This window comes from Paenibacillus sp. ALE2 (assembly GCF_054113385.1).
On the sequence record NZ_CM134213.1, the window covers coordinates 1,868,907 to 1,894,604 of the forward strand.

A 25,698-nucleotide genomic window follows, 5' to 3' on the forward strand; every position below is an offset into this window, starting at 1 on the left:
TTGCCTACATTCAGATAACGATTGCAAAATGCTGGGGTGAATATGAATAGCTTATCCGCTTGTAGAAATTCAATTAGCTTAGCGGTGCAGCTGCTCTGTAAAGATACAAGGATTGGCAGCATAGCTGCCCATAGAACAACGATTAGCCTGCGGGTAACAGTTGTTCTATGGATAGTATACATGGTTCCGCAAGCATGATAAAGCTTACGGCTTAGATCCGCTGGGAAGGACGGTTGCTTGCTTGCAATAGCGCTTCATTGCGATGGATCAGCTCACGGCGGACAGCGGCGCTGCCAAGAGAACGCAATGGATCGGATGGTGTATTGAAAGTATAGTCCTCCAGACGGGCAATGGTGGTCGTCGCTACGTGGATACGGGTATCACTGGACGCATAGTATATGAAGACTTCATCTCGTTCATTAACGACTGCCCCATTGCAGAAAATAACATTCGAAACATCACCCACGCGTTCCTCATCATAAGGAGCCAGAAAATGCCCGCCAGGCTTGGCGATGACGCGCGTAGGGTCTTCCAGACTGGTGGCAAAGGTATACAGCACATATCGCAGCCCGGCGGCTGTATTGCGTACCCCGTGAGCGATATGAATCCAGCCTCGACTCGTTTTGATCGGAGCAGGACCTTGGCCGTTCTTAACTTCGTATACCGTATGATAGTAGCGCTCGTCAATGACTGTCTCATGTTCAATCACGGGCTGTGTAATATCTTTGCAGAGACCGAACGCGATGCCTCCGCCTGATCCGGTCGAAATAAACCCATCTTGGGGACGAGTATAGAAGGCATATTGGCCGTCCACAAATTCGGGATGCAGGACAACGTTACGTTGCTGCGGGGACTGGGTAGTGATGTTGGGGAGCCGGGTCCATGTGCGGAGATCACGAGTGCGGACCAGTCCAGCCTGAGCGACAGCGCTGGAGGTATCGTGGGATGGCGCGTCAGGGTCCTTTTTCTCCGAGCAATAAATACCGTAAATCCAGCCGTCCTCATGCTTCACCAGCCGCATATCGTACATATTGGTTTCTTCCGGGTCGATATCATCCCATACTAAGGGAGCGTCAACGAATCGAAACTGATCAATGCCGTTATCGCTCTCTGCTAAGGCAAAAAATGACTTTCGGTCCAGTCCCTCGGTGCGCGAAACAAGAATGTATTTTCCTTCATGATAGATCGCTCCAGGATTCAGTGCTGCATTGACACCCAGTCGTTCCATGAAAAAGGGATTGGTTTGTGCATCCAGATCAAACCGCCAGTGAATGGGAACATGATGGCGTGTGAGCACCGGATAGAGGTAGCGTTCATAGATACCATTGTAAAAGGAGGTTTTAACCTCATTGGGGCGCGTAATCAGTTCTTCTTGCTGCGCTAGCAGCTCATCGTATTTGTTATGAATCATTGTTTATCCATCCTTTCCAGCATTTCAATGCAAAATCGGCTGTTATGATATGGGCACTTCCAAGGGCCTGCAATCTCTCTCGCGTCAGGCTTACCGTCCGCTTGAACCGACCAGAACCATTCGCCTCCGGTGCGCGGATCGATGATATACTGCCGGGTATAGGTCCATAGATTTCGCACAATTTTCAAAAATCGTTCATCCTGTGTCCGCTGAAACGCATTGTAAAAACCAACCATTGCCTCGGCCTGTACCCACCAGATACGTGAAGTGTCTACCCGCTCTCCCTCCCGCTCGTTGATGAGCGATCCGTCTGGCTGAACAGCCCGCTCAGCTACCGCACTGGCAATATCCATCACCATATTCACATACTCGGATGGATGATAACCCAGCACATTCATGGCGTCCTCCATCAACCAGCTGGCTTCGATGTCGTGACCATATGAGGTCAAATCAAGCAGAGAGTGCCATTCGCGGTCGAAGAATACTCCCAACCGCCGGGCGGAAGCATCGTAAAGACGCTGGTATAAAATGTCCAGCACGTTCTTCAGTGCGTCCCGAACCTCTTCGTTTGGGTAGGCGCGCAGCAATTGGGTATACGCTTCCAAAACATGAATATGCGTATTCATGGTAATATGCGCGGTAATTCCATTTTCGCTGAGTAGCTCGTTAGGCTGCTCGTTCCACGAACGATCATATTGTTCACCGTATGCCTGTAGAGCAGGATCATATCCTTTTTGCTCTACGAGGTGAAACAGCTCCATTGCCAGAGGTAATGCATTCGGGTCATCCGTAGCTCGTGCATATTCTGCCAACGCATAGATGGCAAATGCCTGCGCGTATACATGTTTACACGTATCCACAGGTTGCCCGGTGTAGTCCACCATCCAGTACATTCCGCCATGTAACGGGTCGAGCAGATGATTTTGCAGAAATGTAAAGGCATGTCGTGCCGCATCTGCATAGGCACGTTCCCCTGTTACACGGGCTGCTGCTGAGAAAGACCAGAGTAACCGCGAAGTGGCGATGCCACCTTTGTCCGCTTGTTTATGGATGTGCAGATCTGCGTCTACCTCGCCATAAAATCCGCCATGCGTTTCATCTTTCAAGCCGAGCCAGAATGGGAGTATGTGTTCCTGCCATTCCTGTCTAATTTCGTGTACTAGTGTTTCCAAGAGACAAAGCCTCCTTCGGAAAATGATTTGTTAGTTTATCGTTAACTTTACAGGAGTATCATATCTAGGTGTTTATAAACTGTCAACCATGCTATATTTGTGTTTTTCACAAGATGAGGACCGCGCTATTTCATAAAAAAATATTGTAATTGACACAGTAAGCGCTAACATAATAAAATGATTTTGTTAGTTTAACGATAACCTTATTCAAAACAACAGGAGGGGTCGTCTCATGAAGTTGTCCAAGGTTTTAATGTCATTACTATCCGTGCTTTTGTTAGCGGGACTGTTTACTGGCTGTACCTCAAAGAAGGATGCGCCAGCTACCAGCTCTGATCCGAAGGGACCGGAAGGGGAAATTACGGTGATCACACAGCGGACAGATATTGTGGATACCGTATTTCAGGATTACGCCAAGGAATTTAACAAAATTTATCCGAACGTGAAGGTCAATTTTCAGGCATTGGCCGATTATGATGGTCAAATTAAAATTCGGATGGGGACTCGGGATTACGGAGATGTCTTGCTGATTCCTGGCAGCATTCCAATTGAAGAGTTACCCAATTTTTTCGAGCCTCTAGGTACTTATGAGGAGATGAAAAACAAGTATACCGGCATTGAAGAACGTACAGTGGATGGTAACAGCTACGGTATTCCGATTGCGATGGTTTACTCGGGTGTGATTTATAACAAAAAGGTGTTCAAGGAAGCAGGAATCACACAAATTCCTAAAACACCGGATCAATTCCTGAAAGCGTTACAGCAAATTAAGGACAAAACCAAGGCAGTGCCGCTGTTTACCAACTATGCCTCTGGTTGGGCACTGACTCAGTGGGAGTCTAGCCTGGCAACAGTAGCGGGTACGAAGGAATACGTGAATGTCACACAACCGACTACAGATGATAATTTCACGAAGGGTCAGCCTCACTATGAGCTGTACAAGGTCCTGTACGATGCAGCTAAAAATGGTCTGATTGAAAAAGATCCAACGACTACGGATTGGGAGACTTCCAAGGCGGATCTTGCTCAAGGCAAAATCGGCACGATGGTTCTCGGTTCTTGGGCGATTGATCAGATCAAAAGCGTAGCTTCTAACAAGGATGATATCGGCTTTATGCCTTTCCCAACAAATGCCTCCAAGGTTCTTGTACCGCTGGCAGGTGACTTTAACCTCGGTATTAACGTAAACAGTGAAAATAAAGAGGCGGCCCGTGCCTGGGTGGATTGGTTTACCGAAAAATCCAACTATGCCGTAGAGCAGGCAGGCAGCATTAGTCCGCTGAAGGGTGCCGCAATGCCTGCCATTTTGAAGCAGTATGAGAATGAGGGAGTTGTTTTTGAAGCGTTAACCCCGTCTCCGAAGGGACAGGAAGGAATTGTCGATAAAATCGATAAAATGGGCGAAATCGGCTTGTGGCAGCCTGATTTCAAGAAACGCATTATTGAGGCAGCGGTGGGTAACCGCTCTGAATCGTATGACACCATTATGAAGGATCTGAACGATGCATGGGTGAAGGCGCGTGCAGAAGTGGCAGCCAAGGAAGCAAAGTAGCCATCTGAACTGAACATAAGAAGAGATTGATGTGACAGTCGATGGACGGATAGCTAGGAGGTGCAGCATGTTTAAATTTTCGAATCTCAGCTACTCCAAACAAAGATTAGCGATTATTGTTGCCTTTTCATTTATTCCGCTGGCGCTGCTGGTCACTTTTGCGTACTTGCCGGTGATCAATATGTTTAAATACAGCTTTTCGGACTGGAACGGCTATAGTAAACGTCTGGAATATGTGGGTTTTGAAAACTATATCAAAATTTTTACTGATCCTGAGTATTTTTCAGTGTTTAAGGTCAGTCTGTATTACTTTGTAGCCACGTTTGTGCAGATGGGTCTGGGCCTTTATTTTGCAACCATTCTCAGCTTTCAAACCTGGTTTAAAAATTTCTTCAAAGGTATTTTGTTCTTTCCTTCCCTGATGAACGGGGTGGCGATTGGATTTATTTTCCTATTTTTCTTTAAGCCAGATGGTACCCTCGATACACTGCTTCAGGCAGTGGGGTTGGGTTCGTATGTCAAGCTGTGGCTGGGTAACCCAGAGATTATTAATATTTCGCTGTCTGGTACGTCGATTTGGAGATACATGGGCTTTAACTTTATTGTGTTTCTCGGTGCGATTTCTTCCATATCCAGTGATCTGTATGAAGCAGCCGACATCGACGGAGCCAACCGCTGGCATCAGTTCCGCTCTATTATTTTGCCGACCATCAAGCGGATTTTGCAGCTGAATCTGATCTTGGCGATTAGTGGCGCGATCAGTGCGTTTGATATTCCTTACATTATGACCGGTGGCTCCAACGGCAGTAAGACATTTGTCATTCAGACGATTGATGTCGCATTCAAATACAGCAAGGTTGGTTTGGCCTCGGCGATGGCGGTTATTTTGCTGGTGATCGTAATTGCTGTTACGCTGCTTCAGCGGTTGCTGATTCGGGGAGAGGAGGACTAACTATGTATAAGCTAAAAAGACTGCTGGCAAACAGTATCAAGTATGGAGCGCTATTGCTCGGTGCATTCATTGCTCTACTGCCGATTGTTGTGATTTTGTTTGCATCCTTGAAGACGAAGACTGAATATGCGGCAACCAGTCCTCTGACTCCCCCGGTGAACTGGCTGAACTGGGCAAACTACGCCAAAGCCTTTGTGGATGGCAATATGTTAACCGGATTTATGAACACAGCCTTTATTTTGCTGATCTCCATCATCGGGGCTACATTGACCGGTTCCATGATCGCGTATATTTTGAATCGTTTTAAATTTAAAGGTAAAAGTCTTATGCTGGGGGCGTTCTTGCTCGCTACACTCATTCCAGGGGTGACGACACAGGTATCGACCTTCCAGATCATTAACAAGCTGGAGCTGTTTAACACGCCTTGGGCAGCTATTTTACTGTATTTGGGAACCGATATTATTGCGGTGTATATTTTCCTTCAGTTTCTGGATTCCATCGCGGTGGCGCTGGATGAGTCGGCCATGCTGGATGGGGCCTCCTATCTGACCATCTACTGGCGTATTATTTTGCCACTGCTGAAGCCTGCCATTGTGACGGTGATCATTATCAAGGGTGTTAATATTTACAACGATTTTTACACCCCGTTCCTGTATATGCCCAAAACAAGCCTTCAGGTGATATCGACGGCACTGTTTAAGTTTAAAGGGCCATACGGTTCGCAATGGGAAGTCATTAGCGCAGGCATCATCATTGCGATTATTCCGACGCTGGTTGCATTTTTATCATTACAAAAATATATCTATAACGGATTTGCACAGGGTTCAGTGAAATAGAAAAAAATAAAATGAAGTGTCTAGGTGAGAGGAGAGTTAAGTATGAGTAAATTGAATGTAGATTTGGATGTAGGTAACGTACGAATTGTAGGAGACAGCTTGTCGAAAATGCCTTGGCAGGATAAGCCGGAAGGCAGTGAGGCTCCAGTATGGAGGCATACTGAGAATCCGGTCATTGGACGAAATCCGGTGCCTGGCATTGCCCGTATTTTCAACAGTGCCGTAGCTCCGTATGAAGGACGATTTGTAGGGATATTCCGTGCTGAAACGATTAATGGACGCCCGCATTTGCATCTCGGCTGGAGTGACGACGGGTTGGCTTGGGACATTGAGACAGAGCGTCTGCATATGGTCGATGAGGAAGGAAATGAATATCAGCCTAATTATGCTTACGATCCGCGTCTGGTTCGAGTGGAAGACACGTATTATATCATCTGGTGTACAGATTTCTATGGAGCAGCGCTGGGGATCGCACAAACGAAGGATTTCAAAAGCTTTGTACGATTGGAAAATCCGTTCTTGCCGTTTAATCGCAATGGAGTGCTGTTGCCTCGCAAGCTAAATGGAAACTTTATGTTGCTATCCCGTCCGAGCGACAGTGGTCATACGCCGTTTGGTGATATTTTCCTGAGTGAAAGCCCTGACTTGGTATATTGGGGTAAGCACCGTCATGTAATGAGCAAGGGTGGTCAGGGCTGGTGGCAATCGGTGAAGATTGGTGGCGGACCAGCACCGATTGAGACGACAGAGGGCTGGCTGATGTTCTATCACGGGGTGACAGGCACGTGCAATGGACTGGTATACAGCATGGGAGTAGCTGTTCTTGATCTGGATGATCCGTCCAAAGTCAAATATCGTTCCTCCAACTTCGTGTTGACCCCAGAGGAATGGTACGAAGAGCGGGGATTTGTGCCAAATGTGGTGTTCCCGTGTGCTACACTGCATGATGCGGACACCGGAAGAATTGCGATTTATTATGGAGCTGCTGATACGTATGTAGGTATCGCATACACGACAGTATCTGACATTATAAAGTATGTCATCGCAACGGATGAAGTAGTCGCAGATGACCGTGAGTCAGGCCGGATGTAGGAGGAATTTTACATGCCGGAGGATATGTCTTTACAGCAGCTACAGTCATACATGGGAAGTAATCCAAAGCCGCAGGATTTTGACATATACTGGGAACGGGCGCTACAGGAGCTGGAACGACAGTCGCTAGAATATACACTGGAGCCTGCCGATTTTGTCTCTCCGCTGGTGGAGTGTTACCATCTGTATTTTACTGGAGTGGGCGGAGCGAGGGTTCATGGGAAGCTGGCTCGTCCCAAGCATCTTACGGAACAAGGTCCAGCCCTGGCTATGTTTCATGGGTATTCCTGCGACAGTGGCGACTGGTTCGACAAGGTGAGTTATGCAGCACACGGATTCACTGTGCTAGCTATGGACTGCCGAGGGCAAGGTGGGCTGTCTGAGGACAATTTGCAGGTTCAGGGAACGACGGTTCGCGGCCATATTATTCGCGGAATTGACGACCCGGACCCGGATCGGTTGTATTACCGCAACGTATTTTTGGATACGGTACAGACGGTGCGCATTCTAATGTCTATGGAGCAGGTTGACCCTGAACGGATCGGTGCATTTGGCTGCTCCCAAGGCGGGGCGCTGACGGTTGCTTGCGCTGCATTGGAGCCTCGTGTCCGTGTGGCGGTACCGGTATATCCGTTCCTGTCGGATTATAAAAGAGCCTGGGCGTTGGATGCAACGACATCGGCCTATGAGGAACTGGTTTATTATTTTCGCTGGTTTGATCCCAATCATGTACGGGAGAGCGAAGTATTTCACCGTCTAGGCTACATTGACATTCAACATTTAGCAGACCGTATTCGAGGACGGGTGCTATTCGTGACAGGACTATCGGACATCATCTGTCCACCTTCCACACAGTTTGCGGTGTACAATAAAATCGTATCGAACAAGGAATTGCTTGTGTATCACGAATACGGTCATGAGTATTTACCCTATCTGTCAGATCGTGCCATGAGCGAATTTTTGCGGCTGTAGGGGTTGAACTTAACCAGAGGCTCCTTTATAGTAATAGCTATAACCTTCGTGAAGCGTAATAAATGAATGCCCCATTTGTATAACCTCAATAATATGGTTTGAGGGTCTCTACCAGGAACCGATAAATCCTGATTACAAAAATGTACGTCTTGTACATTTCTTGTGGTCAGGATTTTTTTGCGTGATACGAGGGATTTACATGACAGCAAAGGAGCTAATGTAATGAACTTCAAAGTAGTTATTTTAACCATTGCGACCTTTACGGTAGGTCTGGTGGAGTTGATTATCGGTGGCGTGCTGCCCCAGATTGCACAGGATTTGAATGTCTCTGTAAGCACGGCAGGACAGCTTATCATGATCTATGCGCTCGTGTACGCTATTGCCGGGCCGACTTTGTTGGCGTTGACCGCCAAAATCGAACGAAAGCGACTGTATTTGTGGTCGATGTTTATCTTTATTCTGGGAAGTCTGCTGGCTTTCTGGAGTCCGAACTATGCTGTGTTGTTTATATCTCGTATCATTACTGCTGCCAGTGGATCATTGATCGTGACATTGTCGCTAACCATTGCAGTCAAAGTGGTGTCCAAAGCTTATCAAGCCCGCGTTCTCGGTGTAATCTCCATGGGGGTCAGTTCCTCCATTGTGCTAGGCATTCCAGCCGGGGTACTGATTGGAAATGCGTTTGGCTGGCGGGTGCTATTCCTGATCATTGCCTTGTTGACCGTAGTTTCTATGATCATTATGCACTTGTTTATGGAGCGGATTCCAACAGAGCATGTTGTGCCTATGCGTGAGCAGTTGAAGTCCTTGAAAAATGTTAAAGTAATCAGCGCCCATCTGGTAACAACGCTGACACTGGCGGGACACTACACGTTATATGCTTATTTCACTCCGTTTTTGGAAAACCTGATGGGGTTGAACGCCTCGTGGGTGAGTGTGGCCTATTTCGTCTTTGGGCTAGCAGCAGTGAGTGGCGGTTTTATTGGCGGTTCTTTGGCAGACCGATTCGGCACAGCGAAAAGCATTCTCATCGTCGTGGGTGTGTTTATCGCCGTGATGTTCCTGCTGCCGTTCTCGATTCACTCGGTGTATATGTTTGCGCCGCTTCTGATCATCTGGGGGATTCTGAGTTGGGCCTTGTCGCCCCCGATGCAAAGTTATCTTATTGAAAATGCACCCGAATCGGGTAGTATTCAGCAAAGCTTTAATTTCTCCGCACTCCAGGTCGGGATCGCTCTCGGTTCTGCCTTGGGAGGGGTAGTGATTGAGAATAGCGAGTCTGTTGCCACAAACGCTTGGGTAGGCGGGGCATTTGTGATTGTTGCTTTTGTCTGCGGCGTTTTTTCGATTACCAGAGCAGGGGCATCGCAGACAGTCAGAGGACACCACTCTGTTTCTTAGGTGGGAGGTCATTGTCCTCTTTTATAAAACGAGAAAACATGTTATACTACTTCTAATTATGAAGAAGGGGGTGAGGTAGGTGAATCACGAGATGCTGAACAACCGTATTAGCCAGCTGCCGATTGCTATGGCTGGCATTGTTCATGCTTTTCCATACAACGGGAGAAGTCTGTCCAATTTTAATCATACGGTTGTAAACATCGCGAGAAGACGCCTACCTTAACTCGAACGGATTGCTGTACCTTCCGAAGAGTCGCGGGGTTGCTCCTGCGGCTCTTTTTGTGTTACCTGGGTAAGGGTCTTCCTATATAAAGGAGAGCCTGAACATGTATATTGTAAACGGTCAACAATTGAAAAAATACCACGCTGCCAATCTGATTTTAGATGGTGCAACGTTTGATATCCATAAGGGAGAAAAGGTGGGGCTTATCGGTCGCAACGGAAGTGGCAAAACCACCCTATTACGCCTAATTGCACGTTTGTCCCGCCCAGATGAAGGGCAGCTCGTCATCGCCAAAGATACGAGAATCGGCTACTTGCCGCAAATCCCGGCAGAGTTTGAAAGCTTCACCGTATACGAAACGCTGGCTTACGCCTATCGTGAACTGAAGGATTGCCGCAATCAGATGGCCACACTGGAACGGGAAATGTCAGATCCGGTTGTGGCAGCGAATCCCGAGCTGTTAGAGAAGCTGTTGCAAACGTATGCTTCTCTACAAGAGCGGTTTGAGCGTAACGGCGGCTATGAAATGGATGCCAGTATGGATCAGATAGCGGATGGGCTAGGTATTCCCAAAGCTATGTATACGCGTAACTTCGGGTCACTTTCAGGCGGAGAAAAAACTAAAATAGCGCTGGCATCACAGCTCATTGGACGACCAGATCTGCTGTTGCTGGATGAGCCGACCAACCATTTGGATTTGAAAGGGCTGGAATGGCTGGAGCAATTTTTGCAGGGATACACAGGTGCGTGTGTGGTTGTATCCCATGATCGCTATTTTCTGGATCGAGTTGCCGGCAAAATGATCGAACTGGAGGATGGCGAGGCCTTTACGTACTATACAAATTACAGCGGCTACGTTAAGGAGAAGGAAGAACGTCTGCTGCTGCAATTTGAGGATTATAAGGAGCAGCAAAAGCGGATCAAAAAGATGAGAGAGACCATTCGCCGTTTGGAAGAGTGGGGACGCAATGGCGATAATGAAAAGTTCTTCAAAAAGGCAGCCTCAATCCGCAAGGCGCTGGAACGAATGGAGCTGGTGAAGCGACCTGTACTGGACCCTCAAGGTGCGGAGTTTCACCTAAAGTTGGAGGATCGTTCCGGTCGCAGGGTGCTTCAATTCGAGGACATCACCAAAGCCTATGGAGAACGTCAAATATTAAACGGGGCAACAGGCAGCCTGGAATTTGGTGAAAAGGTAGCCTTGCTAGGCGATAACGGTGCAGGCAAAACGACGCTGCTCAAGCTGTTGCTTGGTCAGGAAAGCGTAGATGCAGGCACGGTCCAATGGGGCGCACGCGTCGAGTACGGATATTTGGCGCAGCAAGAGAGAGAACGGGATAGCCGGGCGACGGTGCTTGCTTACTTCAAGGAGGAAGCAGGGCTGGAAGAAGGCGAAGCACGCGGGCAGCTGGCGAAGTATTTATTTTATGGTGCGGATGTGTTTAAACCTGTGAGCATGCTGTCCGGTGGGGAGTGGTCTCGCTTGCGGCTGGCGTTGCTGGTTATGAAAAAGCCGAATTTGCTGGTGCTGGATGAGCCGACCAACCATCTGGACATCGATTCCCGCGAGGCCTTGGAGGAAGCGCTGGGCACCTACACGGGAACGGTGCTAGCCATTTCCCATGACCGCTACTTTGTGAATAAGCTGGCTGGACGCGTGTGGGAGCTGGAAAACGGGAAGTTGTCCTTTTATCTGGGCGGCTTTGATGAATACCGCGCGAAGAAGTGGGAGCTGGAAAACGCCCACTCGCAACGTGGAGCGGATGCAGGAGTACGCTCGGCATCTGCAGGTAGAGCCGCATCTGGTGGCGGCTCGGGCGCGGGCCTAGCTACGCCCGCCAGTGCAGCGAGCAATGATGCGGGAACGGCTGCGCGGACAGGGGCGACTACCGGAGCCGATGCGAGCCGTGCTCGCTCCGGGGCGGCAGGTCGCTTGGGGGCGTCCGATGCCCGGAGTGGGGCACGCGGAGCGAAGTCCGCGAAGCCGTCCCGCCCACCCGCTGTGTCCCGCGAGCGGTTGGAGCGGGCGATTGCCGCCAAGGAAGCAGCATTGGCGGCGACAGATGCCGAGCTGGAACTGCTCGGCACAAGCAGCGACACAGCGCGCATGGCGGAGCTGTGGGACGTGCGTGAGCGACTGCAAGCGGAGCTGGACACGTTGCTCGGCGAGTGGGTTGAACTAGAGTAAGTGATAGGCTGGTTGCTGAAGATAGGCAACGTATATTTGCATAAAGAATAGCCCTGAGGTAGCGCGTCTGCCGAGGGGCTATTTTTGTATGGTAAAGGCATTAACGCCAAAATTAATAACCATCTATTATATTAAATGACATTTATAAATTATTTATATTTTATTTTACATATAAAGCGAACCTTTTACATTTCGCAACATGTGGTATTTTTTAAACTGTATGGTTAATGTGGATCATTGTTAACTGAAGTTTGTGTCGTCAATAGAAATCTTATATATCCAATGCCCGCGTTGCAACTATTTTACGATTCGTTATGAATGGGGGAAATAGTATGTCGGACTCCTTGCTGGAGGTCAGCCAGGTGACGAAAAAAATGGGAAAAAGGTATTTGTTAGATCGTGTTTCCTTTAAGCTTCAAAAAGGAAAGATATATGGATTTATTGGGCCTAATGGGGCGGGTAAAACTACAATGATGCGAATCATGACCGGATTAATGCAGCCAACCAGCGGTTCTGTAAAGATAGCTTCATATGATGTGTACACTGATCGGGAAAAGGCGTTATGCAAGGTAGGGGCCATTGTTGAATCTCCAGTCTTTTTTGATTACATGACAGGTAGGCAGGTTTTGCGCAACTTGTCACGGCTACATTCTGAAATTGCGCCCTCAGATCGGGAGATACATATCGAAGAGTTGCTTACAAAGGTGAGGCTGGAAAAGCGGGGGGATGACAAGGTGAAAACCTACTCGCTGGGAATGAAGCAAAGACTAGGTATTGCGCAGTCCATGCTGGGCGCTCCTGAGCTTCTGCTGCTGGATGAACCGTCCAACGGTCTTGATCCCATGGGGATGAGAGAGCTGAGAGATATTGTGCTTCAGCTGCGTGATTCTGCGAATTATGCCTTTTTTATCTCCAGTCATCTACTGGATGAATTGCAACAGATGTGCGATGAACTCATTGTAATTAAAGAGGGTAGGCTAGTTTGGCAGGGGCCCGCTGATCAGCTGATAAAGGAAGGCCAACGTCTGGAGGATGCCTTTATGGGATTAATGGGACTATGAAGTTATTAGTATACAGCGAGTTCGAGAGATTATGGAGACGAAAGTGGTTCTGGCTCATGGTATTATGTACACCAATGCTAGCCTGTTCGACAGGAGTATATTTCTTGCGCACGATGAAGATTCCTGTAGAGGTATTATCCCTAAACTTTGTCGTTACGGGTCTGCGTGAGAATTTGTTTTTAGCATGTAATATAGCTGTGGCTGTTTTAGCGGCTGCTGTATACACAGAGGAATTTCGAAGCGGGCAACTGCGCTTGTTGTTTATGCGCCGATTTACCCGCGGTCAGATTTTCTGGGGTAAGTTGTTGGTTTTGAATACTTCTATCTTGCTTCTTCTCATGGCATTTGCAGTATCCTCGCAGGTGATCGTTGAAGTATGGACTCTTTCATATGATATAAGTGATGCGGGACTGTCTGGATCTCAGGGACTACAGATGCTTGAATACTATGGTTGGGCACTTGCCTCATTATTGGCAATAAGCTCCTTTTACTGCTTTGTCGCGATGTACAGTAAGAGTGTAACGTATGCAATCGGTTTTTGTATGGTATACAATCTGGGCTCACTGTTGTTTGATTCATTGTATTTAAAATTGGCCGCTTTGGTTTCTCATATCCCCTACTTATACAATGTGATTGCATTTATGATTGTTCCATATATGCAGCATACAGGACTAGATAGGTCCTTAATGGGGAATTTGTCTGTGAATGGAGCGATTATCACCGTGGTTAGTCTATATCTTATCTTTTTTACTTGGGGGGCTTACCGCCGGTTTGTGACCGATGATTATCTGTATTAGGGGGATTTCCTCGTGCTAGGAATATGGCGAAGTGAAATGGAACGAATTTGGAATCGCAAATCCAGTCTTTTATTATATATAGCCTATATATTAATCGTGATCGCAATTATATGGAGCCATAAAGTAACGGGTACGAAGGTCTTACGTTTTGGTGAAGGAACTGTGGTCGTAAATAATCTCAATCTGCCGTGGCTGATGATGAGTGAGGTTGCTTTATTTCTCATTACAGCAATCCTGCCCATTCTGTATGTGGACCAATTAAGCGGGGATCTCTATTCTGGAGCCTATAGGCTATATGTGTTACGACCGTATCGACGTTTTCAGTTTTGGCTTGCCAAGTTGCTAGCACTATCAGCCATAACGGTCATTTTTATGGGGACAAGCTTGCTTATAGGTGTAATCGCTGGATGGTTGTTTTTTCCGCACAGCTCTACTTTTTTTAAATATGGGTCATCCGTTGCCTCTTTCCGGTCGGACGCTATCCCCTACATACTTGGGTTTTATTTGGTATTAACGCTGGTTTGTCTGGTAAAGCTCATGTTGAGTAGCGTTGTGTGTTTGTTTGTGTCACGGCCGTTATTTGCCTATATAGTGATTCTTATCTTATCCGTATTTCTCTTCGAGTTGTTTAGGCCACTCATTATGTTAATGGACCCATTTCGAGAAATATTGCTTGCTCTAAGGATTGACAACTCATTTGAATTTTGGATGTGTGCAGGAGGAATGATTATAGCCTGCATGATTATTAGTTTTACACGATGGCAAAAGAAGATTGTTTAGAAATAAGACTTTGTAACCCGAACATTATAAAAGCGAAAGGGATCCACGCGACCGTTTGAAGGTTAGCTGGATCTTTTTTTAATACGAACGGTGTTGGACTTCGGGAAGGCGTTTGCCTCTACGGTATCGTTTCTTTTTCGCCAGGGACGGGTATTAATTGTCTAGTCCCGCATAGATTGACATAGGGGAAAAGGAGGTATGAGCATGTGGAATGGGGTCAAGAGGCTGTCTGCACTAGCGGCGATCCTGCTGCTAACGATCGTTGTAAGCGCATGCAATAAGGGCGATGCTTCAGGCAAGGTGCAAATTGAGTTTTTCCAAAATAAGCCGGAGGCTAAGGGTTCATTCGATAAGCTGATCGCTCAATTCAATCAGGAGCATCCTGGTATTGAAGTGACACAGGTCAACCCGCCAGAGGCAGAAACGGTGCTATTGACACGGGTTGTCAAAAACGATGTACCTGACATTGTGGGGCTTGGGGCCACAGATACCTACTCCATTTTGGCGCAAAGCGGTATTTTTACGGATCTGGCAAATACAGAATTACCACGTACGGTGGACCCGATTTACCTCAAAATGCTTAAGGATGTGACCGGGGTCGATCCTGTGTATGGAATTCCTTATGCTGCGAATGCGAATGGTGTGATGTACAACAAAAAGCTTTTTAGGGAAATGGGATTACAGGTGCCCAAAACATGGGATGAACTGATTGCAACGGCGCAAAAAATCAAGGCCGCTGGCAAGATCCCATTCTATTTTACATATAAAGATGATTGGCAAACGAACCTCCCTTTTAATGCACTGGGTCCAAATTTGGTGGGTATTGATTTTTTCCTGCAACGGCGTGAGAATCAGGTCACCTTTCAGGACAAGTACCGCGAGGTTGCGGAAAAGCAGCTGGAGCTGCTGAAATACGGACATAGTGATAATTTTGGCAAAAACTATGCTGACGGGAATCGTGCTTTCGCTAACGGGCAGGGACTGATGTACATTCAGGGCTCGTGGGCTATATCTGAAATCCGCAAAGCTAACCCGAAAGTGGAACTCGGATTTTTCCCGTTCCCCACAGGGAATGACGAAAAGGCGGTCAAGCTAGTGTCTGGGATAGATACGCTATTAGCTGTTTCGGAAAGCACCCCGCATAAAAAGGAAGCTGAAGAGTTCATTGCCTTCCTATTGAAGCCAGAGAACAGTAAGCAATACATTACGGAACAAACGTTGTTTTCAGCGGTGAAGGGAGTCACACAGGATGACCCGAGTGTGGCAGAGTTGTTGCCGTATTTTAAATCAGGCCGTGTCATTGATTTTGCCGATCATTATATTCCCAAAGCAGTCCAATTGAATTCTATTGTGCAGGCTTTCCTGCAAAATGGAGATATCGACGCCTATCTAGCCAAGCTCGACCGTGAGTGGAATAAGGTAGCTAACCGCCGATAGGGGAGGAGGATGAGACATGAATAAGCGACTGACGACTTTTTACTGGATGACGGTGCCGGCGGTGCTATTGTTTTTTGTATTTTTGACCTTACCTGCCTTGCAGGGTTTTTATTATTCGCTTACCAATTGGAACGGATTCGGGCATCAGTATCACTTTGTCGGATTTAAGAACTATATTAATTTGTTTCAGGACGACAATGTGGGCAATGCTTACTGGTTTACTTTCAAATTTGCGATTGTGGTTACCATTGCGATTAATATTCTCAGCTTGTTGATTGCCATGGGGCTGAACGCTAAAATACGTTTCCGTAATTTCTTTCGAGGAATTTATTTTTTGCCTAATATTTTGAGCGTATTAATTGTAGGTTACATATTCAATTACCTGTTCTCGAACGTATTTACGATCTGGGGGCAGAACCTGGGCATTGGCTCACTATCGACCAACATCCTGGGTAGCGAGCAGTTGGCTTGGGTGGGGGTGGTCATTGTAGCCGTATGGCAGGGCATTGCCTTTAATACGATTCTCTATCTGGCAGGGCTGCAAACAATTCCGACCAGTCTGTATGAGGCATCCAACCTGGACGGTGCAGGTAAATGGCGTGAATTCTGGAGCATTACCTTTCCGTTGATTGCTCCATTTTTTACGATCAATATGGTATTGGCGATGAAAAATTCCCTAATGGTATTCGATCAGATCGTGGCCTTGACGAACGGCGGACCGGGACGGGCCACGCAGTCGATTTCTCATCTGATATACACCGGAGGCTTTAGAGGAGGAGAATTTGCCTATCAGTCAGCTAACTCTGTGATTTACTTTATTGTGATCGCGATCATTTCCATCTTACAGCTGCGATTCCTCCAGAGAAGGGAGATGGATAACTGATGAAAACAAGCAGACGTACCAACTGGCCTGTGCTGATTCTGGTAGCGTTGGGGACAATATTTATCCTGTTTCCCCTCTATATGACGGTGACGATTGCACTCAAAAATCCCGAGCAGATGGCGCATTCCGCCTTTGCCTTTCCGACGGAGCTGCATTGGGAAAATTTTAGTCGTGCAGTGGAAATGACCCATTTTTTCAGTGCTTTTCAGAATAGTGTGATGGTGACAACATCGACGGTCATACTCACTTTGCTCACCAACTCGATGGTTGCTTATGCCATTGCTCGCAATATGCAGCGGCGTTTTTTCAAAGGATTATATTTTTACTTTGTCAGCGCCATGTTTATTCCGTTCCCGATCATCATGCTGCCGATTGTAAAGCTGGCCTCGGGGCTGCATATGACCAATCTGTTGGGTCTCATTGTGCTGCATACGGTGTATGGCTTGGCGTTTAATGTCTTCGTGTATGTCGGTTATATTCGTTCGATTCCAGTGGCATTGGAAGAGGCAGCCACGGTAGATGGTGCGACGACATGGGGGACATTTTGGCGTATTATATTTCCGCTGATGGCGCCGATTAGTGCTACAGTGGGGATTCTCACTTGTTTGTCCACATATAATGACTTTTTGCTGCCGCTCATTATTATCAGCGATGCGGAGCAATATACATTGCCGCTCGTCCAGTATGTGTTCCAGGGACAGTTCAATACTGACTTTAATCTGGCCTTTGCCTCGTACTTGATGGCCTTGCTGCCGATGATTATTGTCTATCTGATTGCACAAAAATGGATTATTAATGGTGTTACGCAAGGTTCTGTAAAATAAGATGAGAATACAACAGCTTCAAGCGGGCTGTGCCTTACTAGGCAAGTAAAAAGAGGGTCCCTATACTGCGAATCACACAGGTATAGAGAACCCTCTTTTTATAGCATGGTTATTTAGATGCTTGGCTGTTGCTAGTCAGTGGCTGCAAGGGTACGCTCGTCTCTGCTTCAGGTTCGTCCGTTGTATAGTAGAACATATAAATAGAAGCTTCCTTTCCCTTGAAGTTCTTGTAGACATCCACTGCCTTATTATTGCCGTCTCCGGCGAAGTTGGCTGTGATCGGCTTGCCAATCATCCGTTCTTTCCCCAGACCCATATGCGTCTGGTTGATCCCTCCAAAGTGAGTATCCTCACTTTCGGTTTCTACGAATAAATCTGCTCCTTGTTTGTAGTAGGTCCACTTCACAGGATAGCCGCCGATTTGCGTCGTTATCGTCTGCTTTTGCTCAGAAATATCAGTCAAATGCTGCGGCGTTTTGTCATCCGAATGAGTCGTAACCTTGTATTTGCCTGTAAAAGTAATGGGAGTATCTCGGGTAATCGCAAGATGGGCCGGCCGTTCAAAACGGATCGTATTCAGATCGTGGTCCTGATCTGGTGAAGACCAACGATTACCCTCTAACGTTGTGCCGTTCACAGAAAGAAAATATTTTTGATAAGGCAACATGGCGAATTTCTTTTCGCTTCTGATCGTGACACGGATTTGTGTCGGTGTCACAATCATTTGTTCCAGCATGAAATTCGGATTACCGTTCTCCAAGGGGGTATTCAGCACACTTTTAATCGTCCCGCTCTCCATTTTCTTCTTGCTTAGCTGCAGGTCAAAGTTTAGGGGTTCATGTATACTTTTCTCCGTTTGTGCATATTGCAGTTTAAAAGTAGTCTGCCCTTCTGGTATATCCCCTTTAGTAAAATACTGCTGGGCTGTGTATTCTCCGTTCTCACCGGGTGTACCAAATGTCCCTCCAGATTGGGGGTTCACAGGCTTCCCATCTTTGTAGGCAATAATTTGCGGATTGTCCCATTCTTTTGGTATGGAGGAATCGAAGGTAATTGCTGATGACAGCATCAGCTTGTCCTTACCTTGTTCGAATACCTGTACCTTCATATCTTGTAGACCGTTACGATCTAGCCTGAAAGTCTGTTTCTGAGGCGATGTGATATCAAGCGGCAAATCCAATTCCTGAACGCTGGTAAGCTCAATATGATCCACGGTCAGCCGCACGTTTTCTGTTTCTTGCTGCGGTGTCCAATCGCTTTCAAAGTAGCCGTTATAGCGTTGGTTTTTCTCATCCCATTGTTGGAAGCTATATTCCCCTTCACTACTTTTTCCCGCAGCATTTTTAAGCGATATCCCTTTGACATTCCAAAACTCGTTGTCTGCGCGTTTTCCGACATCCAGGCTGTACAGAATTACAGTTCGGTTCTCATCGACAATAGCGGTATGCAACGTCAGCTTTATCCCGTCTTTGGTGACAGACTGTCCTAACGGTTGCCCCAGGTCTTGAGCTAACGCCGTCTCAATTCCACTTCTCCCGTGCAGCAAATTGCCCCAGTTATAATGAATGGCAGCATAGACGGGAACGGCAACGAGAAGTGCGCTCAGGGAGGCAGCGATGGCTATTTTGCGCCAATTTCTATGTTGGTGTGGAGTGAATGAATCGGAAGCATCGGTTAGCGTAGGGGCAGTATATCCTGCCTGTTCCATCCGGTTCCACATCTCATCGAAGTCAGGATAGGCTATTTCCGAATCTTCATTTAGCTTACGCTTCAATACCTTTTCTACGTTGTTCATAGTTCTCTCCTTCCAGCTTGGGAATCTGTGCACCAGCCTCCCGCAGTATTTGCTCCATTAATTTTAGTCCTTTGTGTGTCCTGGATTTGACGGTTCCCAGCGGGATTTCCAGCAGTTTCGATATTTCCGCTAGCGTGAAATCATGCATATAGCGAAGTGTCAGCACAGCACGGATTTTGGCCGGAAGGCGGTTCATGTAAATGGCCCATTCCTCAGCCGACTCGCGTTCCTCCACCTGCCTGTCCACAGGCTTGCCTTCTGTTCCAGTAAAGAGATGGGGATTAGCCGCTACCTTCAAATGCAGGCTTTTTTGGCGTTTAAGATGGTTCAGACAATGATTGACCGTAACTTTCATGATCCAGGCTTTTAGTTGCTCGATGTGCTCGCGATTACTGCGAAACAGAGTAATAAACACTTCCTGCGTTAAATCCTCTGCATCCGAGGCATTATGGACCATGTAATAGCAGGTTCGGTATACATCCCGTTGATATAGATCAAACAACTCTCGATTACTTTGCAATGATGGCTCTCCTTTCTCGTGCAGTTTACCTATATAACAACTGGAGTCCTCAAAAGGTTCATTTGGTTGTGAAAAATAGATCGTCCGCTTCGAATGTGTCCACTTTTTCTCCAATGTACCACACAAAAAAAGAAGCCTGTAATCTCAAAACTGCAGATTTACAGGCTTCTTATATGTTTCATTGCTAGCCCCTACGGGATGAGCACTCCTTCGGGGCAAAAACACGCTAACGGATAGCTTGCGGGCATAATCCCGCTTAATCAGCTAGCCGTACAATCGTTCTACCCTGTGAGCGGGCTGCCAGGATGTCTTCGAGCGCGCTTGGCAGGTCAGCCAAGCCAATTTCGCGCTCAACGAGCTGCTCCAGCTGCTCCAGCTGCTCCGGCTTCCAGTCACTGCCGAGCTGCTTCCAGATCGCTACGCGGGTGTCATAGGGGCAAAAGACAGAGTCTATGCCCAGCAGATTTACACCGCGCAAAATAAACGGTAGCACCGTCGTAGGCAGCTTGGTGCCTGCTGTCAGGCCGCTCACGGCAACAGAGCCGTTGTAGGCGATCTGGCTAAGCAGCGAAGCGAGCGGCTTTCCGCCTACAGGGTCTACAGCCGCTTGCCAAAGCTGCTTGCCTAGCGGTCGGATGCTCTCGGCACCGTCGTAGACCTCCTCACGCGAAATAACCTCGGCTGCCCCGAGCGCCTTGAGGTAATCATGCGATTCGGCTTTGCCGCTGCTGGCTACGACATGGTAGCCCCTCTTGTGCAGCAAGGCAATGGCTGCACCGCCTACGCCACCCGTTGCTCCGGTGACGAGTACCTTGCCCTTCTCCGGTGCAACGCCGTTTTGCTCTAGCCGATATAACGACAAGGCTGCGGTAAATCCGGCTGTCCCGAAAATCATCGCCTCTCTCAGCGTGAGTCCGTCTGGAAGCGGAACTACCCAGTCCGCAGGCACACGCGCGTATTGGCTGAATCCTCCGAATTGAGACACACCCAGCCCGTAGCCTGTAACGAGTACCGCTTGTCCCTCGCTAAAGCGGCTATCCTCCGAGGAGACGACAGTCCCCGAGCAATCTATGCCGGGTACGAATGGATAGGCTTTGACAATATTGCCATCCTTGCGGGCGGCAAGCCCGTCTTTATAGTTGATACTGGAATAAGCGACACGAATCAATACCTCTCCAGCAGGTAAACTGTCAGTTTCCAAAGAACGCACTTCTGCTTGAACTTCACCGTCCTGCGTCTGATCGACGACAAGGGCATGAAATGACTGAGTCATCTGTAAAAGCCTCCTTTATTACCGTTTAAGCTTATGATTGGTCTATATATTCCATCTCTAATATACAAATTATGCTTATGCAGCATACAACAATCTGCACAGCCTGTCAGCGGCAATGCTCACAAACTCTTAATCTATTATACCCTTTAGCTTAGAATTACGTCGAAAATACCGGATTATGGATATATTCTTGCAACAATCTATTTCAATAAAGTTCGATAATCAATTATAAAGAGAGTGATAAATGAATTCTTACGCATTTTTCAAATCATTTTACGTAAACGGGATGTATTTTCAGAATGACTGTGCTAACATACCCTTTGATCGTTAAATATTCTATGAAGAAAGGTGAATGAATGACAACCAGAGCACTAAAAAATGGTTCGGTATTGTCCGAAGCCAAGGAACTGAATTTGTTCCGTTTGACATGGCCTATTTTCCTTGAATTGTTCCTGTTTATGCTAATGGGAAGCGTCGATACATTCATGCTCAGCTCTGTATCTGATAATGCAGTGTCGGGTGTGGGCGCATCCAATCAAATTATTTCAATCGCTATCCTTGTACTGGAGGTTATCGGCAACGGCGCTGCTATCGTCGTAGCTCAATATATCGGTTCTAAGAAACTAGTCGAAGCGGCCCAGGTGACGGGTACGGCCATTACTCTGAATTTAATGGTAGGTCTTTTGCTAAGCGTCATTTTTCTTGTGTTTGGTACTCATATGTTGCAATGGCTGAATGTCCAGGGTGATATTCTGACTTACGCGGAATCCTATATGAGTATCGTCGGGGGGGCCATTTTCCTTCAGGCATTGATTAACTCGCTGGCGGCGACCATTCGTACGCACGGTTTTACCAAAGAAACGATGTATGTATCGGTTTTTATGAACGTGATCCACGTGGTCGGCAACTATGTTTTGATTTTGGGACATTGGGGAATGCCTGCACTCGGTGTAGAGGGTGCTGCTATTTCTACAGTAGGTAGCCGCTTTATTTGTCTCTTGATCTTCTTCTGGCTGATGTACCGGGTAACTGAGGTCCGTGTCGAGTGGAAATATTACGTCCATTTATCCAAAAAATTTATCTCAAAAATATTGCGTATTGGTGTACCATCCGCGCTGGAGTCCATCATGTATCAGTCGTGTCAGCTCATATTCACACTGTACGTGACCTATCTGGGCGCAGAAGCAATGGCGACACGTCAATATGCCAATAATATTTCGAGCTATATTTATTTGTTCAGTATGGCAGTTGGTATGGGAACAGCTATCGTAGTGGGAAGACTCGTGGGAGCCAGAGAGAAGGATACGGCTTATAAACGTGTATTGAGCAGTGTGAAATGGGCGCTGCTCGTGACTGTGATCATTGATGCGATAGTTATCTTTTTCCGTGTACCCTTGCTCGGTTTGTTTACGGAAAACCCTGAGATTATTCGTTTGGGTGCACAGGTTATTTTACTTAGCATTCTGCTGGAAACTGGCCGGACGACGAATATCGTCATTATTAACTCGTTGCGTGCTGCTGGAGATGCCAAGTTCCCGGTCTTTATGGGCCTGATCTCCATGGTCTGCATGAGCTTGCCGCTGGGTTATCTGCTGGTATTCAAGCTGGATATGGGACTGGCTGGTGTATGGCTGGCGATTGCTGCTGATGAATGGACTCGTGCTGTCATCATGTATGCCCGCTGGAGAAGCCGGTTATGGGAGAAGCATTCGCTGGTCGAGCACGATACAACAGATCAGCCTGCAACGCCTGTTCCGGCGCACTAATCCAAGTAATAATTCGGGTTAGCTAGAATCTAGCTTTTCGATAGAGTTGTATACGTGGAGGTAGTTCAAGAGAACATCTTGAGCTGCCTCTTTTTGCTGCATAGAGAGGAAATAGCAGAGAACCAGAAACTGTATATGAAAAAAACGCGCAGTGGCGCCACAGGTAAGTTTTAAGCTCAGAATATATCATAATGGCATTCATAAATAGAAGTATGGTAAATTTACTAAAAGAAAGATATACTTTTGTTGCACTAACGCAGTACATGAAAGACAAGGAGTGTACCGATGAAGAAGCCGACGATTGAAGATGTTGCCCAGAAGGCGGGAGTGTCTAAAAGCACTGTCTCGCAATTTCTGAACAAACGATATAAATATATGAGCGACCAAACCAAAGACCGGATCGCCGAGGTTATTCAAGAGCTGAACTATCAGCCTAACGGGCTAGCCCGCAGCTTGAAGCAAAACCGGACGTTTATGGTGGGAGTCATTGTAGCCAACATTGATTATACGCTGTCGATTCAGTCTATCCGTGCGATTGAGGAGGAATTGCAGCGCTTTGGCATACAGGTGATTATTTGCAACGCCGATGAAAACCCCGACAAGGAAAGTCAGTATATTGAGATGCTCAAGGCCCGTCAAGTGGATGGCTTAATCATTTTCCCGACAGGAAAGCATGCAGACATTTACAACCAGCTCATTCGTGAAAAATATCCATTGGTGTTTTTGGACCGCTTGGTGGACGGTGTCAATACACGTAGCCTGCTGTTGGATAACGAAATGGCGATTAAGCTGGCGATTCAGGAACTTGTGGCTCACAAGCATGAACGAATTGCGTTGATTACCTTGCCCCTTGGCTTGAATCGGATTACTCCACGAGTGGAGCGGCTCAGCGGATATAAGAAGGCGCTGGAGGAGCATGGCTTGCCATTTCGTGAAGAATATATGCACAGCGTGCCGAGAGAAGAAATCCAGCAGACGCTGAAGGAGCTGTTCCAACTGCCGGAGCCGCCGACTGCACTGTTGGCCGGGAATGATATCGTGTTGGCTGAGGCGTTAAAGTATGTGAATGCCCGCCGTATACGCATTCCGGCAGAGCTGTCCATTATTGGGATTGACGATGCGGAGTTTGCTCATATTTACAATCCGCCAATTACGACCATTACACAACCGATTGCAGATATGGGGAAACAGGCGGCAAAAACGTTGTTGTCCAGCATTGAGGAAGGCGGCGAGTCGGTTCCGATTATTTACCGATTTGTGCCGGATATCAATCGAGGAGAATCTGTCAAAACGCTGTAGATGAGCACCATGCCACATATTATAAAAATAGCCCGTATTCCTTTGTGTGACCTGAGTATGCGCATGCTGCTCAGGTCACACAAATGTGAATACGGGCTATTGGAAGTTAAGGCTGACTTGGATGCGGCCTTGTTGAGCTTGCGCTCGTAGCGGTGAAGGTTATGCGGGGAATGAGCCCAGACTAATTCGTGCTGGCGCTGAGCAAAAAAGCTTCCAATTCGGCTCGTGTCGGATAGCCGTCCATGTCTCCAGCGGACATGACCGCCAGCGCACCAAGTGCATTACCACGCTTGACCGCTTTAGCCAGGGGTAATCCCTCCAGCAGCGCGCTGATCACACCTGCGGCAAAGCCGTCACCTGCGCCGACAGTATCCACGACATGATCTACGCGGAAACGCTTGACATATCCCTCTGCATCTGCGGATTTGTAATAGGCGCCTTCGGTTCCCAGCTTGATGATCACCAGCGAGGTGCCGCGATCAAGGTAGAACGAAGCGATGTCTTCAGGCGAAGTATAGCCTGTTAGTATTTTACCCTCATGGATGCCTGGCAGCAGCCAATCGCAACCCTCGGATGCTTCGTTAATCGCCTCCACCATCGTTTGTGTGTCAGGCCATAACTTGGGTCTGAGGTTAGGATCGAAGGATACGGTTTTGCCTGCCTTTTTCATAAACTGCTTCGCATGTCGAGCGAAGTCGCGGCATTCAGGGGAAAGTGCGACAGAAATACCTGTAAAGTGCAGGTGGCGAGCCCCAGCAAAGTAAGCTTCGTTAAAATCAGCAATGCTCAGTGTGGAAGCGGCGGAATGCCTGCGAAAATATTCGACCTCAGGGTCGCCGCTGGTAACTTTGGATTTAATCAGCATCCCAGTAGAGTGGTCTTTGGTAAACATGACATTTTGGGTGTCAATCTTCTCCTGACGCAGTGCATCGGCAATGAACTTGCCGAACGTATCCTCGCCGAGCTTGGTCACGAGTCCAGCTCGTAGCCCCAAACGCGACAAACCGGCCGAAACATTCGTCTCCGCCCCGGCCAGCGCTTTGGTAAATGAACGCACCTCATCCAGAGAGCCTGCTTCATTGGCGTAAAACATAGCCATGGATTCTCCAAAGGTAACAGCATCCAATGTTGCGGTCATTTGAATTCCTCCTTATGTTTAGTAAACTAAATCTGTAAGCGTATGCACCACTTGAATAAAATGAAATTATCACATAAATCGGTTTTTCACAATGAGTAAGTTGATATATTTGCTAAAAACTTTTTGGGCAATGTAGATAAAAAAATATGATTTTGTTTATCAAAAGGTAAAAATCGTATAAAAATCCGCGAATATTAAGGCTTTTTCTAGGAATGATGAAGTTTTGGGTTGACACACTCTTAGATAATTATTACAATTCTAGCTAAGAAGTAGAGTTAGAAACCGCTTTTATAACAATTCCGTTGATAAAAAAGTTTATCTAAACA

General features: G+C 47.2%; 22 protein-coding genes and 1 riboswitch. Of the genes, 16 read left to right on the forward strand and 6 right to left on the reverse strand.

The annotated features are described in order from the left end of the window. Positions 1 to 211: 211 nt before the first annotated feature. Positions 212 to 1,411: a glycoside hydrolase family 130 protein gene (locus tag ACXHJ1_RS08090; RefSeq protein WP_017426153.1), complete on the reverse strand. Its 1,200-nt coding sequence runs from the start codon at positions 1,409 to 1,411 to the stop codon at positions 212 to 214. After that, positions 1,408 to 2,583 carry an AGE family epimerase/isomerase gene (locus ACXHJ1_RS08095; protein WP_457905913.1) on the reverse strand — a complete coding sequence of 392 codons (1,176 nt, stop codon included), beginning with the start codon at positions 2,581 to 2,583 and terminating at the stop codon, positions 1,408 to 1,410. Before ACXHJ1_RS08095 ends, ACXHJ1_RS08090 begins: the two co-directional genes overlap by 4 nt. 232 nt (positions 2,584 to 2,815) lie before the next feature. Between ACXHJ1_RS08095 and ACXHJ1_RS08100 the strand changes: the two genes are divergently transcribed. The 14 genes from ACXHJ1_RS08100 to ACXHJ1_RS08165 all read left to right on the forward strand — a co-directional run bounded on the left by ACXHJ1_RS08100 (position 2,816) and on the right by ACXHJ1_RS08165 (position 17,581). Next, complete coding sequence (locus ACXHJ1_RS08100; protein ID WP_457905914.1) at positions 2,816 to 4,135, forward strand: ABC transporter substrate-binding protein; 1,320 nt, start codon at positions 2,816 to 2,818, stop codon at positions 4,133 to 4,135. A 67-nt stretch (positions 4,136 to 4,202) separates the two neighbouring features. Further along, the gene (locus ACXHJ1_RS08105) at positions 4,203 to 5,087 is read left to right on the forward strand and encodes a carbohydrate ABC transporter permease (RefSeq protein WP_107733740.1); all 885 of its coding nucleotides are present in this window, start codon (positions 4,203 to 4,205) and stop codon (positions 5,085 to 5,087) included. 2 nt (positions 5,088 to 5,089) lie between these two features. Continuing rightward, complete coding sequence (locus tag ACXHJ1_RS08110) at positions 5,090 to 5,923, forward strand: carbohydrate ABC transporter permease (RefSeq protein WP_107733741.1); 834 nt, start codon at positions 5,090 to 5,092, stop codon at positions 5,921 to 5,923. A 42-nt stretch (positions 5,924 to 5,965) separates the two neighbouring features. Then, on the forward strand, positions 5,966 to 7,015 hold the full coding sequence (locus tag ACXHJ1_RS08115; protein ID WP_045244715.1) for a glycoside hydrolase family 130 protein: 1,050 nt from the start codon (positions 5,966 to 5,968) through the stop codon (positions 7,013 to 7,015). 12 nt (positions 7,016 to 7,027) lie between these two features. Further along, a complete protein-coding gene (locus tag ACXHJ1_RS08120; protein WP_457905915.1) occupies positions 7,028 to 7,987 on the forward strand; it encodes an acetylxylan esterase in 960 nt (319 codons plus the stop codon). 55 nt (positions 7,988 to 8,042) lie between these two features. Then, a riboswitch (purine riboswitch) is annotated at positions 8,043 to 8,142 on the forward strand. A 67-nt stretch (positions 8,143 to 8,209) separates the two neighbouring features. Further along, positions 8,210 to 9,388 carry an MFS transporter gene (locus tag ACXHJ1_RS08125; RefSeq protein WP_285693558.1) on the forward strand — a complete coding sequence of 393 codons (1,179 nt, stop codon included), beginning with the start codon at positions 8,210 to 8,212 and terminating at the stop codon, positions 9,386 to 9,388. 79 nt (positions 9,389 to 9,467) lie between these two features. After that, the gene (locus ACXHJ1_RS08130; RefSeq protein ID WP_016822706.1) at positions 9,468 to 9,611 is read left to right on the forward strand and encodes an RAxF-45 family protein; all 144 of its coding nucleotides are present in this window, start codon (positions 9,468 to 9,470) and stop codon (positions 9,609 to 9,611) included. Positions 9,612 to 9,714: 103 nt separating this feature from the next. Next, positions 9,715 to 11,799 carry a ribosomal protection-like ABC-F family protein gene (abc-f, locus tag ACXHJ1_RS08135; protein ID WP_457905916.1) on the forward strand — a complete coding sequence of 695 codons (2,085 nt, stop codon included), beginning with the start codon at positions 9,715 to 9,717 and terminating at the stop codon, positions 11,797 to 11,799. 332 nt (positions 11,800 to 12,131) lie between these two features. Beyond that, a complete protein-coding gene (locus ACXHJ1_RS08140; protein WP_174821014.1) occupies positions 12,132 to 12,860 on the forward strand; it encodes an ABC transporter ATP-binding protein in 729 nt (242 codons plus the stop codon). Positions 12,861 to 12,916: 56 nt separating this feature from the next. After that, on the forward strand, positions 12,917 to 13,657 hold the full coding sequence (locus ACXHJ1_RS08145) for an ABC transporter permease (protein WP_231124974.1): 741 nt from the start codon (positions 12,917 to 12,919) through the stop codon (positions 13,655 to 13,657). 12 nt (positions 13,658 to 13,669) lie between these two features. After that, positions 13,670 to 14,437, forward strand: coding sequence for an ABC transporter permease (locus ACXHJ1_RS08150; RefSeq protein WP_019688923.1), 768 nt, complete (start codon positions 13,670 to 13,672; stop codon positions 14,435 to 14,437). A 204-nt stretch (positions 14,438 to 14,641) separates the two neighbouring features. Beyond that, positions 14,642 to 15,874, forward strand: coding sequence for an ABC transporter substrate-binding protein (locus ACXHJ1_RS08155; RefSeq protein WP_457906174.1), 1,233 nt, complete (start codon positions 14,642 to 14,644; stop codon positions 15,872 to 15,874). A gap of 16 nt (positions 15,875 to 15,890) precedes the next feature. After that, positions 15,891 to 16,757 (forward strand): carbohydrate ABC transporter permease, encoded by an 867-nt coding sequence (locus tag ACXHJ1_RS08160; RefSeq protein ID WP_090737781.1) that lies wholly within the window; start codon positions 15,891 to 15,893, stop codon positions 16,755 to 16,757. Beyond that, the gene (locus tag ACXHJ1_RS08165; protein ID WP_016822712.1) at positions 16,757 to 17,581 is read left to right on the forward strand and encodes a carbohydrate ABC transporter permease; all 825 of its coding nucleotides are present in this window, start codon (positions 16,757 to 16,759) and stop codon (positions 17,579 to 17,581) included. Before ACXHJ1_RS08160 ends, ACXHJ1_RS08165 begins: the two co-directional genes overlap by 1 nt. A 109-nt stretch (positions 17,582 to 17,690) precedes the next feature. Here the strand turns inward: ACXHJ1_RS08165 and ACXHJ1_RS08170 are convergent, their stop codons facing one another. The 3 genes from ACXHJ1_RS08170 to ACXHJ1_RS08180 all read right to left on the reverse strand — a co-directional run bounded on the left by ACXHJ1_RS08170 (position 17,691) and on the right by ACXHJ1_RS08180 (position 21,169). Continuing rightward, positions 17,691 to 19,376: a DUF4179 domain-containing protein gene (locus tag ACXHJ1_RS08170; RefSeq protein WP_457905917.1), complete on the reverse strand. Its 1,686-nt coding sequence runs from the start codon at positions 19,374 to 19,376 to the stop codon at positions 17,691 to 17,693. Continuing rightward, positions 19,345 to 19,896: an RNA polymerase sigma factor gene (locus tag ACXHJ1_RS08175; protein ID WP_090888929.1), complete on the reverse strand. Its 552-nt coding sequence runs from the start codon at positions 19,894 to 19,896 to the stop codon at positions 19,345 to 19,347. The genes ACXHJ1_RS08170 and ACXHJ1_RS08175 overlap by 32 nt, the downstream gene beginning before the upstream one ends. A gap of 256 nt (positions 19,897 to 20,152) precedes the next feature. Further along, on the reverse strand, positions 20,153 to 21,169 hold the full coding sequence (locus tag ACXHJ1_RS08180) for an acrylyl-CoA reductase family protein (protein WP_457905918.1): 1,017 nt from the start codon (positions 21,167 to 21,169) through the stop codon (positions 20,153 to 20,155). Between the two features lie 356 nt (positions 21,170 to 21,525). Here ACXHJ1_RS08180 and ACXHJ1_RS08185 point away from each other — a divergent pair, with 356 nt between their 5' ends. Continuing rightward, the gene (locus tag ACXHJ1_RS08185) at positions 21,526 to 22,935 is read left to right on the forward strand and encodes an MATE family efflux transporter (RefSeq protein WP_457905919.1); all 1,410 of its coding nucleotides are present in this window, start codon (positions 21,526 to 21,528) and stop codon (positions 22,933 to 22,935) included. Positions 22,936 to 23,220: 285 nt separating this feature from the next. Beyond that, a complete protein-coding gene (locus ACXHJ1_RS08190; protein ID WP_013373617.1) occupies positions 23,221 to 24,234 on the forward strand; it encodes a LacI family DNA-binding transcriptional regulator in 1,014 nt (337 codons plus the stop codon). A gap of 181 nt (positions 24,235 to 24,415) precedes the next feature. Here the strand turns inward: ACXHJ1_RS08190 and ACXHJ1_RS08195 are convergent, their stop codons facing one another. Next, a complete protein-coding gene (locus ACXHJ1_RS08195) occupies positions 24,416 to 25,372 on the reverse strand; it encodes a sugar kinase (RefSeq protein ID WP_457905920.1) in 957 nt (318 codons plus the stop codon). Positions 25,373 to 25,698 lie beyond the last annotated feature (326 nt).

What these genes read in the sequence shown, in the direction of transcription:
- ACXHJ1_RS08090 (WP_017426153.1), bottom strand. Translation starts at nt 1,411, where the DNA reads ATGATTCATAACAAATACGATGAGCTGCTAGCGCAGCAAGAAGAACTG.
- ACXHJ1_RS08100 (WP_457905914.1), top strand. Translation starts at nt 2,816, where the DNA reads ATGAAGTTGTCCAAGGTTTTAATGTCATTACTATCCGTGCTTTTGTTA.
- ACXHJ1_RS08105 (WP_107733740.1), top strand. Translation starts at nt 4,203, where the DNA reads ATGTTTAAATTTTCGAATCTCAGCTACTCCAAACAAAGATTAGCGATT.
- ACXHJ1_RS08110 (WP_107733741.1), top strand. Translation starts at nt 5,090, where the DNA reads ATGTATAAGCTAAAAAGACTGCTGGCAAACAGTATCAAGTATGGAGCG.
- ACXHJ1_RS08115 (WP_045244715.1), top strand. Translation starts at nt 5,966, where the DNA reads ATGAGTAAATTGAATGTAGATTTGGATGTAGGTAACGTACGAATTGTA.
- ACXHJ1_RS08120 (WP_457905915.1), top strand. Translation starts at nt 7,028, where the DNA reads ATGCCGGAGGATATGTCTTTACAGCAGCTACAGTCATACATGGGAAGT.
- ACXHJ1_RS08125 (WP_285693558.1), top strand. Translation starts at nt 8,210, where the DNA reads ATGAACTTCAAAGTAGTTATTTTAACCATTGCGACCTTTACGGTAGGT.
- abc-f (WP_457905916.1), top strand. Translation starts at nt 9,715, where the DNA reads ATGTATATTGTAAACGGTCAACAATTGAAAAAATACCACGCTGCCAAT.
- ACXHJ1_RS08140 (WP_174821014.1), top strand. Translation starts at nt 12,132, where the DNA reads ATGTCGGACTCCTTGCTGGAGGTCAGCCAGGTGACGAAAAAAATGGGA.
- ACXHJ1_RS08145 (WP_231124974.1), top strand. Translation starts at nt 12,917, where the DNA reads ATGGTATTATGTACACCAATGCTAGCCTGTTCGACAGGAGTATATTTC.
- ACXHJ1_RS08155 (WP_457906174.1), top strand. Translation starts at nt 14,642, where the DNA reads ATGTGGAATGGGGTCAAGAGGCTGTCTGCACTAGCGGCGATCCTGCTG.
- ACXHJ1_RS08160 (WP_090737781.1), top strand. Translation starts at nt 15,891, where the DNA reads ATGAATAAGCGACTGACGACTTTTTACTGGATGACGGTGCCGGCGGTG.
- ACXHJ1_RS08165 (WP_016822712.1), top strand. Translation starts at nt 16,757, where the DNA reads ATGAAAACAAGCAGACGTACCAACTGGCCTGTGCTGATTCTGGTAGCG.
- ACXHJ1_RS08170 (WP_457905917.1), bottom strand. Translation starts at nt 19,376, where the DNA reads ATGAACAACGTAGAAAAGGTATTGAAGCGTAAGCTAAATGAAGATTCG.
- ACXHJ1_RS08180 (WP_457905918.1), bottom strand. Translation starts at nt 21,169, where the DNA reads ATGACTCAGTCATTTCATGCCCTTGTCGTCGATCAGACGCAGGACGGT.
- ACXHJ1_RS08185 (WP_457905919.1), top strand. Translation starts at nt 21,526, where the DNA reads ATGACAACCAGAGCACTAAAAAATGGTTCGGTATTGTCCGAAGCCAAG.
- ACXHJ1_RS08190 (WP_013373617.1), top strand. Translation starts at nt 23,221, where the DNA reads ATGAAGAAGCCGACGATTGAAGATGTTGCCCAGAAGGCGGGAGTGTCT.
- ACXHJ1_RS08195 (WP_457905920.1), bottom strand. Translation starts at nt 25,372, where the DNA reads ATGACCGCAACATTGGATGCTGTTACCTTTGGAGAATCCATGGCTATG.